Here is a 22302-nt window from a genome sequence, read left to right on the forward strand (position 1 = left end):
AGAAAATACAACGAGATAATAATAATTTCTTCTTTAAATTACTAGCTATTTAGTATAGTACGCAGAAGAAATTATTTCACTATGGAAACTTCGAGCACTAGAAAAATGGCTGGTCACAGTTATGCTTTCTAGTGCTTTTTTTATCGCACTAGTTAGATTTTAACTAGTGCGATTTTTATTTATTGAAAAAGAAAGATAGGGGGGATTTTATGAATATACTGTCTAAGGTGAATCGTAAGACATCATTAGCCAAGTTCATTGATCGAGACCACAATTTGAAAAGAACTATTGGTACCAAGGATTTAATAATGATGGGAATTGGTGCTGTAATTGGTACAGGTATCTTTATCTTACCTGGTACAGTTGCCGCCACTACCGCAGGACCTGGAATTACACTTTCGTTCATTCTAGCCACAGTAGTTTGTTCACTATGTGCAATGTGTTATGCAGAATTTTCATCCGCATTGCCAGTTGCCGGGAGTGCTTATACTTTTGGTAATGTAATTTTCGGTGAACTAACTGGTTGGATTATCGGTTGGGGATTAATTCTAGAATACATGTTGTCGGTAGCCACGGTTTCCGCAGGATGGTCAGCATACTTACAATCATTTTTAGCGAATTTTGGCATTGTAATACCTAAGGCCATTTCAGGAAATTACGATCCTAGTCATGGTACTTATGTGAATCTAATCGCTATTTTAGTGGTGTTATTCATCTCATGGATTTTAACTAGAGATGTAAAATCATCAACTCGTTTGAATGATATTATGGTTTTAGTAAAGATTGCTATTATTATAATTTTCGTGGTGGTAGGAGCTTTCTTCGTAAAGCCTACTAACTGGAATCCATTCTTACCATTCGGAATGAGTGGAGTATTCAAAGGTGCTTCCTTAGTATTCTTTGCTTACTTAGGTTTTGATGTTATTGCGGCTTCTGCCGGAGAAGTAAAAAATCCTAAAAAAACTATGCCTATCGGAATAATCGGAACTTTAGTAATTTGTACTATCTTGTACATTTTAGTTTCTGTAGTATTAACAGGAATTGTTACTTACACTAAATTAGATGTTTCAGATCCAGTGACCTTTGCATTGCAAATGATTCATTTGGATAAGTTAGGGATGTTGATTTCTCTAGGAGCTCTAGCTGGTATGTTTACTATGATGGTCAATATGATTTTCAGTAGTTCACGTTTAATTTATTCAATTGGACGAGATGGTTTACTACCTAAGAGATTAAGTGAAATTGACGAAAAACGAAAAGTGCCAAGAAAGAGTATCATTTTCGTAGCTATCGTCATCGCTGCAATGGGTGGACTATTCTCACTTGATAAATTAGCCAGTTTAGTAAATATCGGAACCTTAATTGCATTTACCTTTATGTCTATCGGAATTATTCCGCTAAGAAAACGTAAAGATATTAAAAACGACGGTTTCAAAGTGCCACTATATCCAGTACTACCTATTATTTCAGCTATCGCATGTATCTGCTTATTGTTCAAATTACCAGTAGATACTTGGATTACCGCAGCAATTTGGTTTGCTATTGGATTATGTATTTATTTGGGATATGGAATCCGTCATAGCCGTTCTAATAAAGAAAATGGTTAATTGACTACAAAAAGTTGGGAGTTTTAATTATGGAAAAGCAACATAAAGTAACGGAAAACGTTATGAAAGGGATCTTTTGGTCCGCTATGGCTTCAGCCCTATGGGGTGTTTCAGGAGTTATTACACAATTTGTATCACAAAACGAATCAGTACCTACTGAATGGTTTATCTCAGTTCGTACCTTATTCGCTGGTATTTTACTTTTAATTATTGGTTCAATTCACGTAGGAAAACATGTTTTTGACGTATGGAAGAGCAAGGATTCTATTATTAGATTATTTATCTACGCTATCTTTGGTTTAGCTGTTAACATGTCTACTTTCTATGTAAGTATTCAAAAAGGTAACGCTGCTACTGCAACTATCTTGCAATACCTAGCACCTATCTTTATCGTATTATTCGGAGTGATTTTCTTAAGAAGAAAACCATTGAAGGCAGATTTACTATCCTTCTTATTAGCATTAGTAGGGGTATTTCTAATTATTACTAACGGTAGTTTCCATGAATTATCCGTTCCAATGCCTGCTATTATCTTTGGTTTACTATCTGCGGTTTCTGCAGCTATTTACTACTCAGTTCCTAAGAAACTTTCACAAGAAAACTCACCTTTTGTAGTACTTGGTTGGGGTACTTTAATCGCCGGAATTGGTTTTAACTTATACCACCCATTCTGGACTGGTGCTCCTAAGCTAAACCCTGGTATCGTATTAGGTATCGGTGGAATTATCTTAATTGGTACTATCTTCGCATTCTCTGCTGTGCTATACAGTTTGAAGTTCGCTCCATCTGAAGTATCCAGTATCGTAGATGCCGTAGAACCAGTTATGACTATTATTTTAAGTATGATTGTATTTGGTCAAATTCCTAGTTTAGTAGAATCTATTGGTGCTGTTATCATCATCATTTCTATCTACTTCTTACAAAGATCACATCAAAAGAAAGCTAAGAAGACACCAGATATTAGATAATTAAAAAATCAATTTGAAGATATAAAAGACCATTTTTGTTATGAAGATGGTTTTTTATTGTTTTCAAGTCAATATAGTTATGATAATCTAAAACTATATGAATATAGAACCTGATTTGTGGAAATTAGGATAATTTATGAGGTGAAAGTATGGAAAAGGAAAAAGAAACTGGTGTTGTGGAAACCAACGTCATGAAGGGAATCTTCTGGGCGTTCTTAGCTTCTGCTTTATGGGGTGTTTCAGGTACCATTTTGCAATTTGTTTCACAACAAGAACATTTAGAAGCACAATGGTTTTTATCTACTAGAACCATGATTTCTGGTTTAGTACTATTAATTATTTCTGCAATTGTTTATAAAGGACACATTTTTAATGTCTTTACATCTTGGAAGTCATTTATTTGTATCGTGGCTTACGGGATTTTTGGGATTGGAGCTAACTTATACACATTCTTTATGAGTGTGCAAACAGGTACTGCTAATGCATCTACTATTTTGCAATACCTATCTCCATTATTTATTTTGTTAGGATCAATTATTTTCCAACGTCGTAAACCTTTACCAATCGATATTTTGGTTTTCGTTATTGCGCTAGCTGGTGTGGTTCTATCACTTACTCGTGGTAATTTTGATTCATTATCCATTAGTGGTACTTCATTAATTTGGGGTATTTTATCAGGGGTAACTGCTGCGCTATACGTTGTATTACCACGTCCTATCGTGGGCCAAAGCTCACCTATGGTTATTCTAGGTTGGGGTACTTTAATTGCCGGAATTATCTTTAATTTAAGACAACCTTTATGGGTTAACGCACCTCATTTAACTAACGGTATTGTTTTAGGAGTAGGTGGAATTATTCTATTAGGAACTATTTTGCCATTTATCCTATTACTACATGCCTTAAACTTTGCTCCATCTGAAGTAGTTAGTTTAGTTGATGCTACTCAACCAGTAGTAACCTTTATCTTAAGTGCTATTTTCTTTGCTGCCGCTGTTAACTTCGTAGAAATTATCGGTGCTGCATTAGTTATTTTAGCTATCTTTATCCTACAAAAGTCACATAGAAAATTAACTATCGACAAGCATAGTGAAGAATAAAATATAATTAATTAACCACGTCTAAGTTTTAGTACGTGGTTTTTTTATGGTAATATGTTCATATTAATATCTATAAGGAAGTCTATTAATGAATAAATTAAGAAAATCTTGGCCATATTTAACTATTGTCGGGGTGGCCATCATTGTCTTGTTATCTCAGATAGTGACTGGTGCGTATATTTTAGGAGTAGATTCCATTTTCCACATGAATCGTTTCTACGATACCATGATGCAAATAAAGACCGGAAACTGGAGTTATTTCATCTCTATCTACGGTTTTCAACAATCGGGTAGAATCATTAATGCATTATACGGGCCACTAACTGCGTATGTTAACGGACTATTGTTACTAATTACCGGTAGTTGGGCGAGATTTCAAATAGTTTCATCACTATCCATTATGATCATTAGTGGAATTAGTATGTATCGTCTTGCACTTCGTACCCAAATCAAGCGCATTTATGCGGTAATAGTAGGTATATCCTACATGTTATCTTTTCTAATTATGGGCTGGGTAGTTGGTATGCAATTTACCGGCTGGGGTGCAGCCTTATTACCATGGCTAATTTCCGCTGGTTTTGACATGGTGGATTATCAAGAAATTAAAGTATTAAAATTAGCATTACCTATGTCAGTGTTATTACAAACTCATATGTTAAGTAGTTTGTCCGGAGCATTGGCATTAATTCCATTATTTATTTCTGGAATTATTCGTTGTAAAGATCGTTGGAAAATGTTTAGACATGCTGTCTATGCAGTGTTATTAACTTTGTTATTAACTGCCAACGTTTGGTACGGAACTTTTGAAATTAGTATTACTAATCATGCATTAGGAGTAGCTCCACAGTTAGATATGCATGAAGATTCCGTAGCGTTATTTGGTAAAAACGTCTTTGTATTATCACCAATTTATACCGTTGCCTTTATCTTAGTGGCAATTTACTTTATTAAGAATTTCAAGAAATTGACTAGAGATCGTAAGGCCATCTTTATTACAGGGATGATGTTTTTATGGTTATCTTCTGTAGCCTTTCCATGGCAAACCTTAGACAACATGTTTCCTAACATCTCATTTCTAATTCAAATGCCACGTCGCTTTGTGGTAATTGCCTTTATCTTCTTGTTAATTTGTATGGGAATTATGATAAATGATGCCTTTGTATTGCAACCACTAAACAAGATTAAGTATGCGTTGTTGATAATAGGTGGCTGCATATTGATTTTCAATGCTGGAGGTACCGTTTTACGCGGTGTAAATTACTTCTTATCACCAGGAGTAGTGCAAAATGATTATAATGTTTATTTTGTAACTGATGATATGAATAAATTGCGTAAGAGTTTAACTAGTAATAATCCTAAGCAAGCCATTCAATTAGTGGCTAAAGCTACGCCGGATTATTTACCAGCACAATATCACATGACCGCATATAATTATTTTGATTATCATCCATACGGCAGTTACTTTGATGAAATCATTAATTACCAAGGAAATGTACAAAAGTCTATTAAGGATAATGGACACTTGTTATTAACTTGGCGTAATTCTCACCACAATGGTTATAAGATGCAATTGCCAGTAGTGCAATATCCAAGTACGCATTTAATTTTAAATGGTAAACACGTAGATGCTGATGATCATACTGAAATTGGTAGTGTGATTATTCGCGCCAAACATGGAATTAACCGCCTAGAGATTTATTATCATGCTCGTTTAGGTTTATTAATTTCTGTTTGGACTACCTTAATTGCCTGGATATTATTATCACTATGGATTAGTGGGATGACTGGTTATAAATTAATACGAAAAAATAAAAGAAGTATTTCTTAATGAAATACTTCTTTTTTAATATTATTTTTTATTTTGACGACGTTCTTTTAATTGTGTGTTGATGTTTTCATTGTGCTTTAGACTTGGGAAAATTAATTTATCAGCAGTTTGAATAATGAAACCATTACAAATAATAGAGAAGATAGTTCCAATATTTACTGAATAGATACGATGTAGAAAAACAGCACAAATCAAAATGATAATGATAGGTGGGGCAAAATCTAATAGTTGTGATTTAACCGCACTACCTTTTAGATATTGAAAACGTAAAATGTTAGTAGTGTCATCATTAGGGTGCATAAATAAATTAGCACGTTGATATAATGAGATGGCAGTACAGAAGAAACAAACCCCGATAAGTGCCATAGGAACTCGTATGAATAATGATAAGTGATTCCAACCTAAAGAAGTGAAGAAATCAGCAAAAATTTGAATAAAGTAACTGAAGAAAGTGATAAATACCATTTCTTCGATAAAACGCCAAACATCGATATGACGAATTAACACTTGGTTGGTAAGGGCATTGATGATTCCGAAAATAAAGATCATAAGTCCTACGTCGATACCAACTAGTTCATGAATGTTAACGGATGCAGCAGTCCAAATACCGGAACCACAACCGGAAACAATGGTAAGTGAGTTACCTAAAGCATTTAGCAATAGGCCAAAAACTAAAGCAATAATTCTAGTTTTTAATGAATTTTCCGACTGGATAGTAACATCTCCTAAATATGTTCTACTTATATAATATCATATCTGCATTTATCCTTATTAAAAATATGATAAAGTATAAGTGAGGGGGTTGACCGAATGAAAGGTAAATATAAAGTAACTCGTTATGTGGGGGTCCCTGTAGATACTGACAAATCTGGTAACTACATAATTAAAAAAGATCCACACGGCGATTTCAAATTACATAATTGGCGTACTGGAAAACACACCAAAGGTAAATTTAAACAAATCGGTCAATTATTTTTAACCGAAAATAACATGCTAGTAGCAGTAGTGCAAACTTATCCGGTCAAATTCAAAGACCGTCATGATTTCACGCCATTACAACGTTTTACTAGTGAATTCTTAGATGAAGAACAAATAAATGACGCAAAAAAAAGACTTGATAATTAAATCAAGTCTTTTCTTTTGGCGTTTTAAAACCAGTTGAGCTTATATATAAGTAAGTTGAGCTTGTTTAAGCGTCGAATTTATATATTAAAATATACTAATTCTTTAGAAGCTTTTCAGCATTTTCCTTAACTTCATCATTAGTCATGTCTAGGTAAGGGTGCATCTTAGCTTCAGTAGCTAAAGTATCCTTGCCATCTGCTTCCATAAAGTGATTCCAAAGAGCATCACGAACTGGATCCTTGTCATCTGACCAATCGAATTCTTCGTTCATAGGTGTGTCTAGAACTCTTTCTCTTTCTTCAACTTTTTCTTCAGCAGTTAGTGCCATGATAAATTCCTCCTTATATTTTTAAAGCTCATTTAACATTATATAACCAATTCAAGTATTTGTTAATGGTTTTATAATTTATTTAGGGCACTAACTATCGATAAGTAATAACATAACTTGCATTAAACGGAAATATCGTTTATATTCATAAATATAACAAAGTGAGGCAGAAGTTTATGAGAGATAAATTTGCAACTAAAAACAAAATTGTAAATGGGATGTTCGAACTATTAAAGACCACGCCATTTGATGAGATAAATGTGAAAGATATCTGTGCACAAGCTGATGTTTCACGAATGACGTATTATCGAAATTTCCATAGTAAAAAAGATATTATTGTTTATCGCTTTGATAGTTCATTTACTACTTTTATACAAAGATTAGCATCCAGCCAATCACATAATCTAACCGATATCGCAACTATTCTTTTCGAAATTGTAAAAGAAGATCAAGATATGATGGAAATGATTATGAAGAACGATTTATCCATGATTTTATTGGAACGTTTTAAATACTACATTTCCGATTTAATTGATGAAAACGTTTTGGAAACTAGAGAAGAATCTTCTAAGATGCTGGTATCTTTAATCGCCGGGGGATTAACGGAAATCATTATCACTTGGACAGAAGATGGGATGAAAGAACCTATCCAATCACTAGTAATCTTTGTTTCTAAGTACATGCATTTTAAAATTAACTAAATTTTAAACATAAAAAAAGAGCAATCAGAAAATTCTGATTGCTCTTTTTATTAACTCTAACTAGTTATTAACCTTCAACAGGTGTAACGTTAGCAGCTTGTGGTCCACGGTCGCCGTCTTCAACGTCCAATGTAACCTTTTCGCCTTCTTCTAGAGTCTTGAAACCTTCTTTGTTGATAGCTGAGAAGTGAACGAATACGTCACCATCATCAGTAGTGATGAATCCGTAACCTTTATCAGCGTTGAACCATTTAACAGTACCTTGTTTCATAATATGAAACCTCCTTGCACATATCGTGCATCTTAAATTTAATGTATCCGTAAGCCTGAATCAAGGAAGTTATTTCATAAAACTTATAAAACAAGTGACCTTAAAAACTCGAAACTCTGTAACACATTGGTTTAAATATACAGTATTGGGGGGTGAAATGTCAACAAAAATAAAAATAAATTAAAAAAAGGGGCTTTTTGATCCTAAAAATGATAAAAATTCTCATTTAAATCACGTACTTTAAATAAGCGTTTAAGCCACTGATATCAGGCGAAGAACCCTCGATTGATAATTAATAAAAATATTTCTAAGAAAAGTATCGACTATTTATTAGAATTTAATTAGAATTATGCAAAATTACAAATCAGTAGGGAGGATAAATCATGAAACAGTCAAATCCGACATTGTTATCAATCGAGAATTTAACTACATACTTTAAAATCGGTAATGATTTTTATCCCGCGATTCGTCACATAGATCTTAATGTAAATCACGATGAGATTTTAGCAGTAGTGGGCGAGTCCGGATGTGGAAAATCAACCTTAGCCGAATCCATTATGGGTTTGCTAAATCCTAGCGATTCTAAAGTCACTGGTAAGGCTATCTTTGCAGGTACTAACTTAATTAATTTAAACGAAGCCGAGCTTAACCAATATCGTGGATTAAAGATTGGTATGATTTTTCAAGATCCGTTATCAGCACTAGATCCATTGAAAACGATTGGCGAGCAAGTAGCCGAAACCTTGGTTTACCACACTAAAGATAATGCTTCTAAAAGAAAACAACGCGTGCTTTCCTTATTAACGCAAGTAGGAATTCACAAACCAGAAGTAATTATCAATGAATTTCCCCATCAATTATCCGGTGGAATGCGCCAGCGGGTCGTAATTGCGATGGCTATCGCTTGTGAACCTGATTTAATTATTGCTGACGAACCTACCACCGCCTTGGATGTAACCATTCAAGCCCAGATTCTAGACTTATTAAAAAGTATTCAAATCAAAAATCATTGTGGAATTATTTTAATTACTCATGATTTAGGCGTAGTTGCTGAAACTGCTGACCGCGTAGCCGTTATGTATGCGGGACAAATTGTAGAACTAGGCAATGTAGAACAGATTTTTAATGAACCCAAACATCCCTATACCCGTTCTTTATTACGTTCTATGCCACAAAACAGCGAAGGTGACGATGATTTATACGTAATTGAAGGAAGTGTACCCTCATTGGTTAAAATGCCTACCCACGGTGATTTATTCGCTTCTCGCATCCCTTGGGTAGCCGACAACCAACACGAAGATGACCCCAAAATGCATATCGTAGACAATCACCACTGGGTACGATGTATCTGTTATAAACACTTCGCATTTCCGAAGAAAGGCAGTGATTTAGTTGATTAAAAACCCCGTTATTCTAGAAATTAAAGATTTAAAAGTACATTTTCCCATTCGTGGCGGCTTTTTTAACCGCATTGTCGATAATGTAAAAGCCGTAGACGGTGTTTCACTAACTATCCGTCGCGGTGATACTTACGGTTTAATCGGTGAATCGGGGTCAGGTAAATCCACTACGGGCAAGGTAGTAGTGGGACTACAAGATGCTACGCACGGTAATCTGTTATATCAAGGCTTAGACGTTACTGAACGTAAGAATCGCAAAAAACTAAATTACAATCGTGAAATTCAAATGATTTTTCAAGATCCGGAATTAAGTTTGAATCCGGAAAAACGTATTTACGATATTATTGCTGAACCACTGCGCAACTTTAGTAAATTAAGTAAGCAAGACGAAAAATTAAAAGTAATCGAATTATTGGAAACGGTGGGGTTAGGTCCCGATAGTATGTATAAATATCCGTACCAGTTCTCCGGTGGGCAACGTCAACGCATAGGGGTGGCACGCGCCGTAGCTACGCATCCCAAATTAATCGTTGCGGATGAACCCGTCTCGGCGTTGGATTTATCGGTACAAGCCCAAGTTTTAAACTTTATGAAAAAGATTCAAAAAGAATTTGATATTTCCTACTTATTCATTTCCCACGATTTAGGCGTAGTTAAGCATATGTGTAATCATATCGCGATTATGAACCGGGGACGTATCGTAGAAGTAGGAACTAGGGATGATATCTATAATCATCCCCAACACATCTACACTAAACGTTTATTAGCTTCCATTCCTGAATCTGATGTTAATCATCGGGAGGCACATAAAAAACATCGTTTAGCAGTAGAAAAATATTACCAAGCAAATATGAGCAAGTACTATGACGAAGCGGGCGAGCCTTTAGCATTACGCCAACTTTCTGAAAGTCATTTTGCAGCCATACCCGAAGAATTCCTCGAGGAAGGTGACTGATATGTGGAAAACTATCTTAAGACGCGTACTGATTATGATTCCTGAATTAATCATTTTAAGTATTTTAGTCTTTATCTTAGCTAAGCAACTGCCGGGAGATCCCTTTACCGGCTCGATTAACCCCAAAGCATCGCCCGGACAACTACATCATTTAATGAAAATAAATGGTTTATATGATCCTTGGTATCAACAATATGGAAACTGGATAGTGCATTTATTTCATGGTGATTTAGGTAACAGTTACGAATACCAGGCACCAGTTACTACGGTGATTGGTTCTCGAGCAGTAAATACTTTCTGGTTAGCGTTATTAACCATGATTATGACTTATTCCATCGGGTTGCCATTAGGCTTATATGCCGGTCGTCACGAAGGAAAACTACAAGATACTTTAGTTAGAATTTATTCTTACACTACTATGTCAGTTCCATTCTTCGTAGTGTTAGTGCTAGGTTGCTGGATCTTAGGTTTTGATTTACGACTCTTTCCAACTGCTGGTTCGGTAACGCCGACCGCTAGTGGCTTTATGGAAGTAGCGTTATCGCGTTTCTATCATATGATTTTACCGGCCACTTTAGGTGCGTTGTTTGCGACTTCCGGAATCACGCAATATCTACGTTCCGGCGTAATTGATGCTAGAAAGTCCAACTATGTAAAAACTGCGCAAGCCAAAGGAGTTTCTATGAACAACATTTACAAGCATCATATCCTACGTAATGCCTTATTACCTATCGCAGCGTTTGCCGGATATTCCATTACCGGTTTATTGGGTGGTTCCTTATTTACCGAACAAATCTTTTCTTATCCGGGAATGGGACTTTTATTCTTAAATGCTGTGAACTTCCGTGATTACACGGTAATGACTGCTTTAGTGTTGCTATATGGATTCTTGAGTCTAGTAGGAACGTTATTATCCGATATCGCACTAAGTGTTATTGATCCACGAATTAGAGTGGATTAGGAGGGCGCCTATGCAAGATACTACAGACATGCACAAATTAGAAAAAGCCGCCAGAGAAAACTCTGCACTATCATCGCTTCGTTTAGTTTTCAACGAATTTATGGCGGATAAGATGGCGATGATTTCTCTGATTGTTGTTTTACTAGTAATTATTTATACGATGGTGGCATCACTTTTTATCAACGTTTCGCATATGATGTCGACGGATATTATGAATTACTTTGCGAAACCCTTTACCGCTAATTTTTGGTTGGGCGCCGATGCTGGAGGGCGTTCCATTGCTAAACAAATGGTGATTGGGTCGCGTAACTCGATTTTAATTGCGATTGGTTTAACCTTTTTATCTTCCGTAGTAGGGATTACTTACGGGATGATTTCCGGATACTTCGGTGGCATGGTGGATTTAGCCATGCAAAGAGTATATGACTTCATGATGATTATTCCGGCCTTTATGATCATCATCGTGGTAGTAAACGTGATTCCTACCTATAACGGCTTAACGTTAACTTTAATTCTTTCCATGTTTTATTGGATGGGAACTTCGCGATTAATTCGAGCACAGACTCTATCCGAATCGCACAAAGATTATGTATTAGCATCGAAGGCCTCGGGAACTTCTACTTTCAAGATTATTTTTAGACAAATTATGCCTAACTTATCTTCACTAATTGTGGTAGATACTACGCTATCCTTTGCGGAAAATATCGGAGTAGAAACGGGATTATCCTACTTAGGATTCGGTTTACCCAACGGCACACCGTCGTTAGGTACGTTAATTGCTAACGCTAATGATGCCGATAACATCACTATTTATTGGTGGACCTGGTTGCCTGCTACTATCGAAATTATTCTCTTATGTTTGGCAATTAGCTACATTGGAGCAGCGCTTCGCAGGGCTACCAACTCTACGCAACGTCGTAGTAAAAAATAATATTTTAATTTGAAAGGAGGTGACGATTTATCAGGTGTCGACGGTTTTTAATTAATTGGAGGTTCTATTATGACTAAATATAAAAGATTAGTAGCCGCTGGATTAACTATGTTTTCCGCAGTGGCGCTAGCAGCGTGTTCTAACAGCAACAATTCAGATGTGAAATCTGGATACAAACCATCCGTGAAAATGGCTGAAACTTACCAAAACCCTAACAAGAGTTCGTCTACATACAACGACGGTACGTTGAAAGTAGCTGAATTTAGTAGTTCACCATTTGCTGGGATGTCGACAGCATCATTACAAAGTAAAAGTGATGATATTGACGTTTATTCACCAGGTAGCGTTAGCTTGTTTAAAACTAATGCTAAAGATGAAATAGTTGATGGTGGATTAGCTAATTTACGATTAGATAAAAAGGCTAAAGTAGCCACTATTACCTTAAGACCGGATGCTAAATGGTCTAATGGTGATAAGGTAGTTGCCAAAGACGTGGAATATTCCTATGAAATTATTGCTTCTCCGGAATCTACTTCCCAACATTATTCAGATAACTGGGGAGCCATTAAGGGGATGAAAGAATTCCATACTGGCAAAGCCAAAACTATTTCCGGAATTACTATGCCTAAAGGACCTAACGGCAGGGTAGTAGAAATTCACTATACTAAATTTGCTCCCGCTCTTAAGTTCGGTGGTAACTCCTTTATGTGGAGTAGTTTAGACCCATCTAAATACTTCAAAGACATTCCGATTGCTAAATTAGGTGCGTCTGATCAAGTTAGAAAACATCCTATCTTCATCGGGCCCTACAAGTTGGCTAAACAAGTTACTGGAGAATCCACTTCTTGGGTACCTAATAAGTACTACTACGGTAAGAAACCACAAATTAAACACATTACTATTCAAGTGGTTAGTCCTAATAACTTCACTAGTTCTCTTCGCGCCAAACAATATGATTTTTCTATTAGTGGTGGGGTTAGTTCTGAGTATCCACAAATTAAGAAGTTAAAGGATTACCAAGTAGTAGGAACATTAGGCACTTCTTTCAACTACCTAGCATTTAATCTAGGTCACTACGATACTAAGAAACAAGAAAACGTATCCGATAAAAATGCCAAAATGGCAAATCCTAACTTAAGAAAAGCGATGATGTATGCGTTAGATATTGGTGCATTACGTAAGAAATTTAACAATGGTTTGGCATGGCAACCTAACTCTTTGATTTCTCCATACTACAAGCAATATCACAACGACAAATCACCTCGCTACACATATAACTTAAAGAAAGCTAACGAATTGTTAGACAAAGCCGGTTACAAGAAGAAAGGTAAATGGCGTGTACAACCTAACGGCAAACCATTGAAGATTAACTTCGGTGCAATGACCGGAACCCCAGCTAGTGAAGCCCAAGAAAACTACTATCTACAACAATGGCGTAAAGTAGGCTTGGACGCTAACTTCACTGGCGGTCGTCCTATGGAATCTAACAAGTTCTACGCTAACTTAACTAAGCCTAAACAAAATACTATGGACGTGTTTGAAGGTGGCTTCGGCGTAGCTTCTGAACCTACACCTACCGGAATTTTCGGCCGTGGTGCTGCCTTTAACATTGGTCACTTTGTCTCTGCTAAAAATGATCAATTGTTAAACAACATGAACAACGATAAATCCTGGAACGACAAATACAGACAAAAACAATTTAAGGACTGGCAAACATACATGCAAGAACAAGCAGCGTATGTACCAACTTCCATGTCTATTTCATGGACTCCGGTTAACACTAGAGTAAAAGGTTATGATGCTAGACCTTCTGCTACTGAATTCTGGAGCAGCTTGAGTTTAACTAACTCTAAACCAGAATAATACCTTGTAATCGGGTTTACCCCCAATGACGCGGTTACAAGGAGATTTATCCTCGCAATAGAAAAGACACTATTATGTACTTAATGGTGTCTTTTTGTTTTTAAATCCTTTAAAATGGTTAGTAATAAATTATAAAGAGGGATATACATGAAGACTTTGGTATTGGTATCACATCCTGAATACAATGACTCCATGACAGAAGCTTTTTTAAAGCAATCACAGTCGGATTTAAAAGACGTAGATTGGGTAGTGCTAGATCAATTAAATCATCAACCTAGTTTTGATGTAGAAAAAGAACAACATCGTTGGTTACAATATGACCGCATTATTTTACAATTTCCTATGTATTGGTACAGTGCACCCGCATTGATGAAACAATACGAAGATGATGTATTCACACGTAACTTCATTTATGCAGACCGTCACGGTTGGTTAAATGGCAAAGAATTAGGAATTGTGACTACCTTAGGTGACCCCGAAAAAGATTATCAAGTCGGTGGCCGTGAAGGCTTTAGTATTTCAGAATTATTAAAACCTTATCAAGCAGTGGCACAAAAGGCGGGGATGAAATTCTTAAAACCCTTTGTGGTTTCACAATTTGCTTACATGACCGTTAAGGATAAAAAAGAATTATTGGTTAGTTATCGTAATTATTTAACTAACGAAGATTTTGATAGTTTCAAGAGTAAGCAAGTCTGGTACATTGAACAATTAAAACAAATTAATAGTGAATTGCCAGAGGATAAACAACTTTCCATGCAAATCTTAATTGACTACATTCAAGACAATTATGATCAATTAGATGAATTACACTGGGAACTAGAAATGATAAAGAAAGAAGAGGATGAATAGTGGCTAATAACGATTGGTTATTGCAACAAATCGAGCAGATTAAACAAGACCAAAATAATTTTAAACTTTCGTCTTTTCTAGATGGTGCTGTCGATTTAGTACAAGAACAACAAAAACGTCTTCAACAAGCTCATGATGAATTAGATGGGCGTACTTGGAGTCCCGATAAGTGGTAAATAAAAATAATAAAGCTCTTTAATTGGTGACAATTAAAGGGCTTTTTTTGTGTCTTATTATTGGATGATTTTACCAATAAGTTAAGAATCTATTAAGAAACTCTTAACTAAATTGTTACTGTTTGTAAATGAAAAATGGCTATATTATAATTTCGCTAACGAAAGATAAAAGCCTTATAAAAGGCGTCATATCAATCGTTAGAGCTGTTCTATTCTATCTATATAAAGGAAGTGAATTACATGGAAACTAAGCTACATTTACCCAAATTAACTAGACAGCAAATATTCAATATTACGTTTGGATACTTTGGTTTAAATATGGCGTTTTTCTTACAAACGTCTCAAATGAGTCGTATTTTTCAAACTATCGGAACGGATCCTAATAAGTTGGGTTGGTTTTTTATATTGCCTCCGTTAGCGGGGATGATTGTCCAACCCATAGTAGGAAAAATGTCAGATAAAACCTGGAATCGTTTCGGCCGACGACTGCCGTATTTAATTATCGGTTCGATTATTTCAGCAATTGTATTGATTATTTTACCTAATGTTGGGTCATTAGGATTAGGCTATGGTTCATTGATAGCTTTAGTTTTTGGAGCAGTAGTTATTATGCTGTTAGATGTTTCATCCAACATGTGCCAACAACCATTTAAGATGATTATCGGCGACATGGTGAATGAGAAACAAGCAGATAAGGCCTGGTCTTTGCAAAATATTTATTCTAATGCTGGGGGATGCTAGCTGCGATTTTACCGTTTGCAATTACCGCAGTGGGCTTTTCCAACGTAGCAGCTAAAGGAGAAGTTCCCACTACCGTTAAAATAGCCTTCTATATTGGTGCATTAGTCATTTCAGTGACCACCATTTACACGGTTATTAACGTTAAGGAATACGATCCTAAAGAATATGCTGATTATCATCAAATTCAGGCCGAAGCAGACGATGATAATCATCCTAGTTTTTTCTCTTTATTAAAAAATGCTCCTAGAATTTTCTGGGAACTATTTGCAGTAATGATGTTTTCTTTTATTTCCGTACAGTTTGTGTGGACCTATAGTACGGGAGCTTTAGCGGAAAACATTTGGCACACCCAAGATCCGAGTAGTGCAGGGTTTCAAGCTGCCGGTAACTGGAATGGGGTATTAACTTTTGTGCAATCCTTGGCGGGCGTGATTTGGGGTACTTTAGTTTTGTCACGTTTAAAACCGGATAAGCGAAGAAGAATACTATTTATTTCACTGTTACTAGGCGGTGCAGGATTAATAATGATGTTTTTTATTACTTCTAAATGGCTATCTATAATTCCATTTATACTGTTTGGCATTATGTATATCACGATTGGTACCGAAGCTTACGCGATGATTACCGGTGCGGTTAAAGGCAAGAATGAGGGTGCGTATTTGGGACTATTTAATTGGCAAATATGTATTCCACAAATTGTGGCGTCAGTATCTAGTTTTGCGATTTTTCCACTAGTGCATGGTTCTATGAGTGCCATGCTGGTGTTAGCGGGAGGTTGTGCTATCGTAGCAGGCTTAATGGTGGGTTTGGTAAGACCCGTTAAAGAAGTTTAAGGAGCGGACGGAAAGATGATGAAAGAAATTAAATTAAGACTAACTGATGTGAATGCGTGTAATATCTCGAATTTAGAATCGATTTTCTCACTAGCCAATGGGCATGTGGGAATTCGAGCTACGAATCCCATTACATCCGATAGTTTAGCGGGAACGTTGGTGAATGGTTATTTTGAATATAGTCCCATTGTGTATGGTGAAGTAGCGGCAAATTATCCTAAGCGAAACGAAACTATAGTTTCTTTACCTAATTTACGAAAAATTAAGGTAATGGATGAAAAGCATCGTGAATTTAAATCAGCACGTTTGGTCGACATTAATTTAGATTTACTTAGTGGACAACTATCCGAGACCTATGAATTATGGAATGTCGACAAACAACAGATTAATATGCAAGTAACTTCTTATATTGATCAAGAAGATGTGCAATTCTTCGGCATTCAATACACGTTTATTCCCATATCTTACTCGTCTTATATTTATGTAGATAAGAGATTTAGTTTAGATGAAGATGCGCAACATAAAATTGCTATGAAAATCGATGATCCACGCAAGACTAGAAAGATAGCGTCCATTCAGCGACAAATAGTGACCAAGACGCGTTACCGGCAAACTATCATGGTGGACACGGCCGAATCGAATCAAAAGATTTATTTGACGGTATATAGTTATAAAAATGATCAACCGTTATTAAGCAAGCTGACATTAAATAAGAGCCAAACGGTTACCTATCAATATAACGTTAGTCAAAAAAATACTTTGTTAGATAAACGCCAGATAGATTGGGACCTTATCAAAAGTCATAGTATCGAATTCTGGCAACAAGTGTGGCAAAACAGTGAAGTTTCCATTACGGGAAATGATGAATTAAATTTAGCGCTGCATTTTAATATTTTTCAATTAAATCAATCCACCGGGCGTGATGGTAAAACCAATATAGCAGCTAAAGGGTTAAGTGGTCCCGGATATGAAGGCCATACTTTCTGGGATACTGAGATGTATATGATATCTTATTACATTTATTCACAACCCGAGATTGCTAAAAAGTTATTAATGTATCGATATAATACCCTCGACTTTGCACGAAACCGGGCACGTCAGTTGGGGGTAAATGAAGGTGCATTATTTGCCTGGCGATCGATTAATGGTGAAGAAACTTCAGCGTATTACCCAGCTAGTACCGCTGCTTATCATTTAGACGGTGATATAGCTTATGCGATAGGTAATTACTATGAAGCTACTCATGATGATGACTTTCTAGCTCAATACGGCTTTGAGATGTTATTGGAAACGGCTCGTTTCTGGCGACGCTTTGGCTGTTGGGTGAATAAACGTGATTATCAACAATTTGAATTTCACACGGTAACTGGACCGGATGAATATACGGTGATGGTGGATAATAATTATTTCACTAACCGAATGGCGCAACATAACTTACGTTTAGCATATCGTTTAGGAAAACGATTGAGCGAAATTAACCCTCGACGTTTTGCAAAATTTAATGTATCGACGGAAGAAATGGATGACTTTGTGAAAATAGCGGACCACATATATTTCCCATTTAGTGATAAATTCCAAATTAATGCGCAAGATGATACTTTCTTTTCGAAAGCCATTTGGCCATTTTCACATACGCCACGCGATAAATATCCGTTATTATTGCATTACCATCCTTTAACTATTTACCGTTACCAAGTTAATAAACAAGCCGATACTTTATTGGCGGATTTATTATTCCCGGAAACTATCACGGCAGAACAATTAAAACGAGAATATGACTACTACGAAAGCATCACCACGCATGATTCATCGTTATCGAGATCTATCTTTAGTACGTTGGCGGCCCGTATGGGATATATGAATAAGGCTTACGACTATTTCTTAGACACGGTAAGAATGGATTTAACCGATTTACAAGGCAACACCGAAGACGGCTTACATTTAGCTAACTTAGGGGGTAGCTGGATGAGTGTGGTTCAAGGATTTGCGGGGATGCAAGTAACTCCACAGGGCGTTTTAAAATTAATTCCTCATTTACCTAAAGAATGGGAAGGATTCAATTTTAGAATGGTCTTTCATAACCGATTATTAAATATCAACATTAGCGGCAACCAAACTACTATTAGCTTACTGGATGGTAAACCTATGAATGTTTTAGTAAATGACAAGTCTTATCATCTAGAAAAGATTCTAAAGATTTTAACCAAGAGGTGACGAGATGAAATTTACTGATATTCGAGGATTTATTTTAGATTTAGACGGCGTAATTTCTAATACTTCAGTGCTGCATAGTCGTGCATGGCAACAAATTGCTCACAAAGTAGAAACGCCATGGCATCCTAAATTATCTGAAGAATTAAAAGGTGTAGGGCGGATGGATTCACTCAATTTAATTTTGCGACGTGGGCGACGTAGAGTTAAATATTCTCTAGAAGATAAAGTTCGTTTAACCGAAGAGAAGAATAAATTATATATTGAATTGGTAAACAAAATGACGCCGGATGATATTTTACCGGGAATCAAAAAATTCTTGGATAGTTTAAAAGCCAATCATTATCCTATAGCTTTGGCATCGGCGTCTCGGAATGCACCGTTAGTTTTAGAAAAACTACAATTAACTGATTATTTTGATCAGATTGTAGATCCTGCTAAGTTACGGAAGGGTAAACCGGACCCAGAAATTTTTGCTACGGGGGCTAAATTATTGGGTCTACTGCCGGAAGAATGCATTGGTATAGAAGACTCAGCAGTGGGGATAACAGCGATTAATGCTGCTGGTGAGACTTCGATTGGTATTGGTGCACGACACGTGTTGCGGGATGCGCATATTAATTTCGCGGATACCAGAGATTTAACTTTGGAAAATATTAAAAAACGCCTTTAAATAAAAAAGACTCCTAAAAAGGAGTCTTTTTATTATCGTTATTTATCTAGCCCAGTGATTAATAGGGCCAAATTTGTGACCTACGGCAATTTCATTTTTAATAGCTTTGTCGACATAATCATCGGCAGTGCGAATAGCATCTTCTACGGAAGCACCTTTTCCTAATTCTGCAGTAATAGCAGCAGATAGGGAATCACCAGTACCGTTTTTATGAGTAGTGCTATAGAATGGACCATCAATCCAGAAATCTTTACCAGATTCTAGAAGAATGTAATCACGCACTTTTTCGGTTTCACCGGCGATATGCTTGCCTTTAATGATAATGTTTTTAGCACCTAACTTTTGCAATTTTTTAGCAGCTGTTTTAACATCATCATCGGAATTGATTTTCATTTCCGCTAGTTTTTCAGCTTCATAAAAGTTAGGGGTTAAAACGGTGGCTAACGGAATTAGTTCAGTTTTTAAAGCATCAAATGCTTCTTGTTCTAATAACATAGCACCGTGTTTAGTAACGATTACGGGATCGACCACTAAGGGTCCCCATTCATAATTTTGGTAGTTTTGTGCAACTGCATGAATTAATGCAGAGTCACCTAGCATACCAGTTTTAGCGGCACGGATTTTAAAATCGTCTGCTAAATCTTTAAATTCTTGGTTAATAAAACTGATAGGCATAGCCACGCTATCGTGGATACCAAAGGAATTACCAGCCACACAAGCGGTAATTACTGATGCCCCGTAAGTGTTATGTACAAAGAAAGTATGTAAATCGGCTTGCATTCCAGCACTGCCATCACTATCAGAACCGGCGATGGTTAAAACTTGAGGAAATTCGTTTACCATAATACAACCACCTAACTAAATTAATTTTGAAGTAATTCTATCACAAACTTGTCATTTGTAAACAATATAGATATAATGTTAATGAATAATTCTAATTTGCGTTATGTACCATTTATATATTATAATGGTATTAATTAATTTATAAAGATAGAGAGGAGTTGTCAATAATGAGAGCTTGTCATCCAAATGGTGTTCAAGGACGTCGTCCAATCAACAACAACAAACGTAATAAGAAACAAAGAGAAGTTGCTGACTTACAAAAATTCTTAAAGTCAAAGCCTGCTAAATAATGTTTCAAGGACTCAGTTTACTGAGTCTTTTTTTGTACATAAATAGGTGATTATCCAAAGGAGAAGATCATGGCTAATAAATTTTATGCAGTTAAAAAAGGTAAGAAACCGGGAATTTATTTAACTTGGGATGAAGCTAAGGCACAAGTGAATGGCTTTTCAGGTGCACAATATAAGAGTTTTAAAACTAAATCTGAAGCCGAAGAATTCATGAATCCTAAATCCGCTAAAAAGATGGTTAAATCTGTCGGCAATTCTTCACATATTCAATTATTCTCTGATGGTGGTTCCAGAAATCATGGAAATAAAAAAGGACAACATGTCAAAGATGATGATAAAGCTGCCTGGGCATACTTAATTATCAAAGACGGCAAGAAGAAATCAGACTCCGCTGGTGAATGGGGCGCTACTAACAACAAAATGGAAGTCTTAGGACTAGTTAACGCTCTTCGGTATGTTTTATCGCAAGGGTGGGAAAATGAACCCATTGACGCCATTTTGGACTCTAAATACGTATTGAACTCCATTACCCAACATTGGTTAGCGGGTTGGAAACGTCGTGGTTGGAAGAAAAGCGATGGCACCGTTATTAAAAACAAAGCGGAATTTATGCAATTAGCTGAGTTATTACCTAAGTTTTCCCAACTTTCCTTTAGTTGGACTAAGGGACACGCCATAAATGAGGGTAATAATTTCGTAGATGAATTATTAAATAAGACCATGGATAAAATGACTAAGTCTTCTAACAGTGCTAAGAAAACATCAGCTAAACCTAAAGCAGTTAATAAAACTAGTGCAGTGAAAGAAAAGTCGACACCTAAGCAAGATTCTAAATATGTAGATACTAAAGCTTCCGTATCTGCCATTCGCAAAAATTTAGAACAGCTAGGTCTTTTTGATAAATAATTTCATATGATACAATAATATAGATACATGAAAATCTGAAAGCAGGTAAATTATGACAACAGAACGTGAAAAAATGACGGCCGGAGAACCTTATCAACAATATGATGAAGAACTACAAGCTCGTCGTACTGAAGTAAGAAAGCAACTTAGTGCTATTAATGCGTTGGATGATAACAAGGAACAAAACCGACGCTTAGCTAAATTGCTAGGAGATTCCGGTAAAAATCTATGGATTGAAACGGGAGTAGAATTCGACTATGGTTACAATATCCATGTAGGAGATGATTTCTACGCAAATTATCGTTTAACTTTATTGGATACTTGTCCAATTACCATTGGTGATCACTGCTACTTTGGTCCGGATGTAGGATTATACACACCGGTACACCCCATTGATCCTGATCAACGTCTAGCCGATGTAGAAATGGGTAAACCTATTACTATCGGTAATAACTGCTGGTTAGGTGGTCATGTTACTATCTTGCCAGGGGTAACCCTTGGTAATAACGTGGTAGTAGGTGCTGGCTCCGTAGTCACTAAATCATTTGGCGACAACGTAGTAATTGTAGGTAGCCCTGCTCGCGTAATTAAAACCGTTAAGTAGTAAAAAAGCGATAAGGACGCGATTGCATTAATATTTTACATAAATTTTTATTTGTGTATAATATAATTGAAATGCAAAAATAATTCGAATTTAATTTGTATAACCGTAAAAGCTGTGCAGATGGACATTCGTTATATA

The 22302-nt window shown here is 36.2% G+C and carries 24 protein-coding genes; 20 read left to right on the forward strand and 4 right to left on the reverse strand.

From position 1 onward, the window contains the following. The first annotated feature begins 209 nt into the window (after positions 1-209). The 4 genes from D7I45_RS01325 (at position 210) to D7I45_RS01340 (ending at position 5500) form a co-directional block, all read left to right on the forward strand. Positions 210-1607: an APC family permease gene (locus D7I45_RS01325; protein WP_120783999.1), complete on the forward strand. Its 1398-nt coding sequence runs from the start codon at positions 210-212 to the stop codon at positions 1605-1607. A 29-nt stretch (positions 1608-1636) separates the two neighbouring features. Next, positions 1637-2575, forward strand: coding sequence for a DMT family transporter (locus D7I45_RS01330; RefSeq protein ID WP_120784000.1), 939 nt, complete (start codon positions 1637-1639; stop codon positions 2573-2575). A 149-nt stretch (positions 2576-2724) separates the two neighbouring features. Beyond that, complete coding sequence (locus D7I45_RS01335) at positions 2725-3672, forward strand: DMT family transporter (RefSeq protein ID WP_120784001.1); 948 nt, start codon at positions 2725-2727, stop codon at positions 3670-3672. 88 nt (positions 3673-3760) lie between these two features. Then, positions 3761-5500 carry a glycosyltransferase family protein gene (locus tag D7I45_RS01340; protein WP_120784002.1) on the forward strand — a complete coding sequence of 580 codons (1740 nt, stop codon included), beginning with the start codon at positions 3761-3763 and terminating at the stop codon, positions 5498-5500. Positions 5501-5521: 21 nt separating this feature from the next. On the opposite strand, the gene D7I45_RS01345 is transcribed toward D7I45_RS01340, so the two are convergent. Continuing rightward, positions 5522-6244: a YczE/YyaS/YitT family protein gene (locus tag D7I45_RS01345; RefSeq protein ID WP_479688718.1), complete on the reverse strand. Its 723-nt coding sequence runs from the start codon at positions 6242-6244 to the stop codon at positions 5522-5524. Positions 6245-6310: 66 nt separating this feature from the next. Here D7I45_RS01345 and D7I45_RS01350 point away from each other — a divergent pair, with 66 nt between their 5' ends. Further along, positions 6311-6625, forward strand: a complete 315-nt coding sequence (locus D7I45_RS01350) for a DUF7671 family protein (RefSeq protein WP_120784004.1) — start codon at positions 6311-6313, stop codon at positions 6623-6625. A gap of 94 nt (positions 6626-6719) precedes the next feature. On the opposite strand, the gene D7I45_RS01355 is transcribed toward D7I45_RS01350, so the two are convergent. Beyond that, positions 6720-6953 carry a P8 family protein gene (locus D7I45_RS01355; protein WP_120784005.1) on the reverse strand — a complete coding sequence of 78 codons (234 nt, stop codon included), beginning with the start codon at positions 6951-6953 and terminating at the stop codon, positions 6720-6722. Between the two features lie 176 nt (positions 6954-7129). Between D7I45_RS01355 and D7I45_RS01360 the strand changes: the two genes are divergently transcribed. Next, positions 7130-7654, forward strand: coding sequence for a TetR/AcrR family transcriptional regulator (locus D7I45_RS01360; RefSeq protein WP_120784006.1), 525 nt, complete (start codon positions 7130-7132; stop codon positions 7652-7654). A 67-nt stretch (positions 7655-7721) separates the two neighbouring features. Here the strand turns inward: D7I45_RS01360 and D7I45_RS01365 are convergent, their stop codons facing one another. Then, positions 7722-7925, reverse strand: coding sequence for a cold-shock protein (locus tag D7I45_RS01365; RefSeq protein WP_120784007.1), 204 nt, complete (start codon positions 7923-7925; stop codon positions 7722-7724). A 383-nt stretch (positions 7926-8308) separates the two neighbouring features. On the opposite strand from D7I45_RS01365, the gene D7I45_RS01370 reads away from it, so the two are divergent. The 11 genes from D7I45_RS01370 to pgmB all read left to right on the forward strand — a co-directional run bounded on the left by D7I45_RS01370 (position 8309) and on the right by pgmB (position 19521). Beyond that, on the forward strand, positions 8309-9325 hold the full coding sequence (locus tag D7I45_RS01370; protein ID WP_120784008.1) for an ABC transporter ATP-binding protein: 1017 nt from the start codon (positions 8309-8311) through the stop codon (positions 9323-9325). Further along, the gene (locus D7I45_RS01375; protein WP_120784009.1) at positions 9318-10280 is read left to right on the forward strand and encodes an ATP-binding cassette domain-containing protein; all 963 of its coding nucleotides are present in this window, start codon (positions 9318-9320) and stop codon (positions 10278-10280) included. Before D7I45_RS01370 ends, D7I45_RS01375 begins: the two co-directional genes overlap by 8 nt. A gap of 1 nt (position 10281) precedes the next feature. Continuing rightward, the gene (locus tag D7I45_RS01380) at positions 10282-11241 is read left to right on the forward strand and encodes an ABC transporter permease (RefSeq protein WP_120784010.1); all 960 of its coding nucleotides are present in this window, start codon (positions 10282-10284) and stop codon (positions 11239-11241) included. 10 nt (positions 11242-11251) lie between these two features. After that, positions 11252-12172, forward strand: a complete 921-nt coding sequence (locus D7I45_RS01385) for an ABC transporter permease (RefSeq protein WP_120784011.1) — start codon at positions 11252-11254, stop codon at positions 12170-12172. 69 nt (positions 12173-12241) lie between these two features. Beyond that, positions 12242-14035, forward strand: coding sequence for an oligopeptide ABC transporter substrate-binding protein (locus D7I45_RS01390; RefSeq protein WP_120784012.1), 1794 nt, complete (start codon positions 12242-12244; stop codon positions 14033-14035). A 147-nt stretch (positions 14036-14182) separates the two neighbouring features. After that, a complete protein-coding gene (locus D7I45_RS01395; protein ID WP_120784013.1) occupies positions 14183-14887 on the forward strand; it encodes an NAD(P)H-dependent oxidoreductase in 705 nt (234 codons plus the stop codon). Further along, positions 14887-15063 (forward strand): hypothetical protein, encoded by a 177-nt coding sequence (locus D7I45_RS01400; RefSeq protein ID WP_242446902.1) that lies wholly within the window; start codon positions 14887-14889, stop codon positions 15061-15063. The genes D7I45_RS01395 and D7I45_RS01400 overlap by 1 nt, the downstream gene beginning before the upstream one ends. A 240-nt stretch (positions 15064-15303) precedes the next feature. Beyond that, positions 15304-15804, forward strand: a complete 501-nt coding sequence (locus tag D7I45_RS06255; protein ID WP_242446903.1) for an MFS transporter — start codon at positions 15304-15306, stop codon at positions 15802-15804. Then, positions 15798-16637: an MFS transporter gene (locus D7I45_RS06260; RefSeq protein WP_242446904.1), complete on the forward strand. Its 840-nt coding sequence runs from the start codon at positions 15798-15800 to the stop codon at positions 16635-16637. The genes D7I45_RS06255 and D7I45_RS06260 overlap by 7 nt, the downstream gene beginning before the upstream one ends. A gap of 15 nt (positions 16638-16652) precedes the next feature. Further along, positions 16653-18851, forward strand: a complete 2199-nt coding sequence (locus tag D7I45_RS01410) for a glycoside hydrolase family 65 protein (RefSeq protein WP_120784015.1) — start codon at positions 16653-16655, stop codon at positions 18849-18851. 4 nt (positions 18852-18855) lie between these two features. After that, complete coding sequence (gene pgmB / locus D7I45_RS01415; RefSeq protein ID WP_120784016.1) at positions 18856-19521, forward strand: beta-phosphoglucomutase; 666 nt, start codon at positions 18856-18858, stop codon at positions 19519-19521. A gap of 42 nt (positions 19522-19563) precedes the next feature. Here the strand turns inward: pgmB and thiD are convergent, their stop codons facing one another. Then, on the reverse strand, positions 19564-20364 hold the full coding sequence (thiD, locus tag D7I45_RS01420) for a bifunctional hydroxymethylpyrimidine kinase/phosphomethylpyrimidine kinase (protein ID WP_120784017.1): 801 nt from the start codon (positions 20362-20364) through the stop codon (positions 19564-19566). Between the two features lie 167 nt (positions 20365-20531). Between thiD and D7I45_RS06270 the strand changes: the two genes are divergently transcribed. From D7I45_RS06270 to D7I45_RS01430, 3 genes are all read left to right on the forward strand, one after another. Then, positions 20532-20654 (forward strand): hypothetical protein, encoded by a 123-nt coding sequence (locus D7I45_RS06270; protein ID WP_277949251.1) that lies wholly within the window; start codon positions 20532-20534, stop codon positions 20652-20654. A gap of 69 nt (positions 20655-20723) precedes the next feature. Beyond that, positions 20724-21560 carry a ribonuclease H family protein gene (locus D7I45_RS01425; RefSeq protein ID WP_120784018.1) on the forward strand — a complete coding sequence of 279 codons (837 nt, stop codon included), beginning with the start codon at positions 20724-20726 and terminating at the stop codon, positions 21558-21560. Positions 21561-21612: 52 nt separating this feature from the next. Continuing rightward, positions 21613-22164, forward strand: coding sequence for a sugar O-acetyltransferase (locus D7I45_RS01430; RefSeq protein ID WP_422664726.1), 552 nt, complete (start codon positions 21613-21615; stop codon positions 22162-22164). Positions 22165-22302 lie beyond the last annotated feature (138 nt).

This window comes from Apilactobacillus bombintestini, assembly GCF_003627035.1.
Lineage (GTDB): Bacteria > Bacillota > Bacilli > Lactobacillales > Lactobacillaceae > Apilactobacillus > Apilactobacillus bombintestini.

What these genes read in the sequence shown, in the direction of transcription:
- D7I45_RS01385 (WP_120784011.1), top strand. Translation starts at nt 11,252, where the DNA reads ATGCAAGATACTACAGACATGCACAAATTAGAAAAAGCCGCCAGAGAA.
- pgmB (WP_120784016.1), top strand. Translation starts at nt 18,856, where the DNA reads ATGAAATTTACTGATATTCGAGGATTTATTTTAGATTTAGACGGCGTA.
- D7I45_RS01370 (WP_120784008.1), top strand. Translation starts at nt 8,309, where the DNA reads ATGAAACAGTCAAATCCGACATTGTTATCAATCGAGAATTTAACTACA.
- D7I45_RS01365 (WP_120784007.1), bottom strand. Translation starts at nt 7,925, where the DNA reads ATGAAACAAGGTACTGTTAAATGGTTCAACGCTGATAAAGGTTACGGA.
- D7I45_RS01360 (WP_120784006.1), top strand. Translation starts at nt 7,130, where the DNA reads ATGAGAGATAAATTTGCAACTAAAAACAAAATTGTAAATGGGATGTTC.
- D7I45_RS01335 (WP_120784001.1), top strand. Translation starts at nt 2,725, where the DNA reads ATGGAAAAGGAAAAAGAAACTGGTGTTGTGGAAACCAACGTCATGAAG.
- D7I45_RS01355 (WP_120784005.1), bottom strand. Translation starts at nt 6,953, where the DNA reads ATGGCACTAACTGCTGAAGAAAAAGTTGAAGAAAGAGAAAGAGTTCTA.
- D7I45_RS01340 (WP_120784002.1), top strand. Translation starts at nt 3,761, where the DNA reads ATGAATAAATTAAGAAAATCTTGGCCATATTTAACTATTGTCGGGGTG.
- D7I45_RS01330 (WP_120784000.1), top strand. Translation starts at nt 1,637, where the DNA reads ATGGAAAAGCAACATAAAGTAACGGAAAACGTTATGAAAGGGATCTTT.
- thiD (WP_120784017.1), bottom strand. Translation starts at nt 20,364, where the DNA reads ATGGTAAACGAATTTCCTCAAGTTTTAACCATCGCCGGTTCTGATAGT.
- D7I45_RS01395 (WP_120784013.1), top strand. Translation starts at nt 14,183, where the DNA reads ATGAAGACTTTGGTATTGGTATCACATCCTGAATACAATGACTCCATG.
- D7I45_RS01325 (WP_120783999.1), top strand. Translation starts at nt 210, where the DNA reads ATGAATATACTGTCTAAGGTGAATCGTAAGACATCATTAGCCAAGTTC.
- D7I45_RS01380 (WP_120784010.1), top strand. Translation starts at nt 10,282, where the DNA reads ATGTGGAAAACTATCTTAAGACGCGTACTGATTATGATTCCTGAATTA.
- D7I45_RS01410 (WP_120784015.1), top strand. Translation starts at nt 16,653, where the DNA reads ATGATGAAAGAAATTAAATTAAGACTAACTGATGTGAATGCGTGTAAT.
- D7I45_RS01390 (WP_120784012.1), top strand. Translation starts at nt 12,242, where the DNA reads ATGACTAAATATAAAAGATTAGTAGCCGCTGGATTAACTATGTTTTCC.
- D7I45_RS06255 (WP_242446903.1), top strand. Translation starts at nt 15,304, where the DNA reads ATGGAAACTAAGCTACATTTACCCAAATTAACTAGACAGCAAATATTC.
- D7I45_RS06270 (WP_277949251.1), top strand. Translation starts at nt 20,532, where the DNA reads ATGAGAGCTTGTCATCCAAATGGTGTTCAAGGACGTCGTCCAATCAAC.
- D7I45_RS01350 (WP_120784004.1), top strand. Translation starts at nt 6,311, where the DNA reads ATGAAAGGTAAATATAAAGTAACTCGTTATGTGGGGGTCCCTGTAGAT.
- D7I45_RS01425 (WP_120784018.1), top strand. Translation starts at nt 20,724, where the DNA reads ATGGCTAATAAATTTTATGCAGTTAAAAAAGGTAAGAAACCGGGAATT.
- D7I45_RS01430 (WP_422664726.1), top strand. Translation starts at nt 21,613, where the DNA reads ATGACAACAGAACGTGAAAAAATGACGGCCGGAGAACCTTATCAACAA.
- D7I45_RS06260 (WP_242446904.1), top strand. Translation starts at nt 15,798, where the DNA reads ATGCTAGCTGCGATTTTACCGTTTGCAATTACCGCAGTGGGCTTTTCC.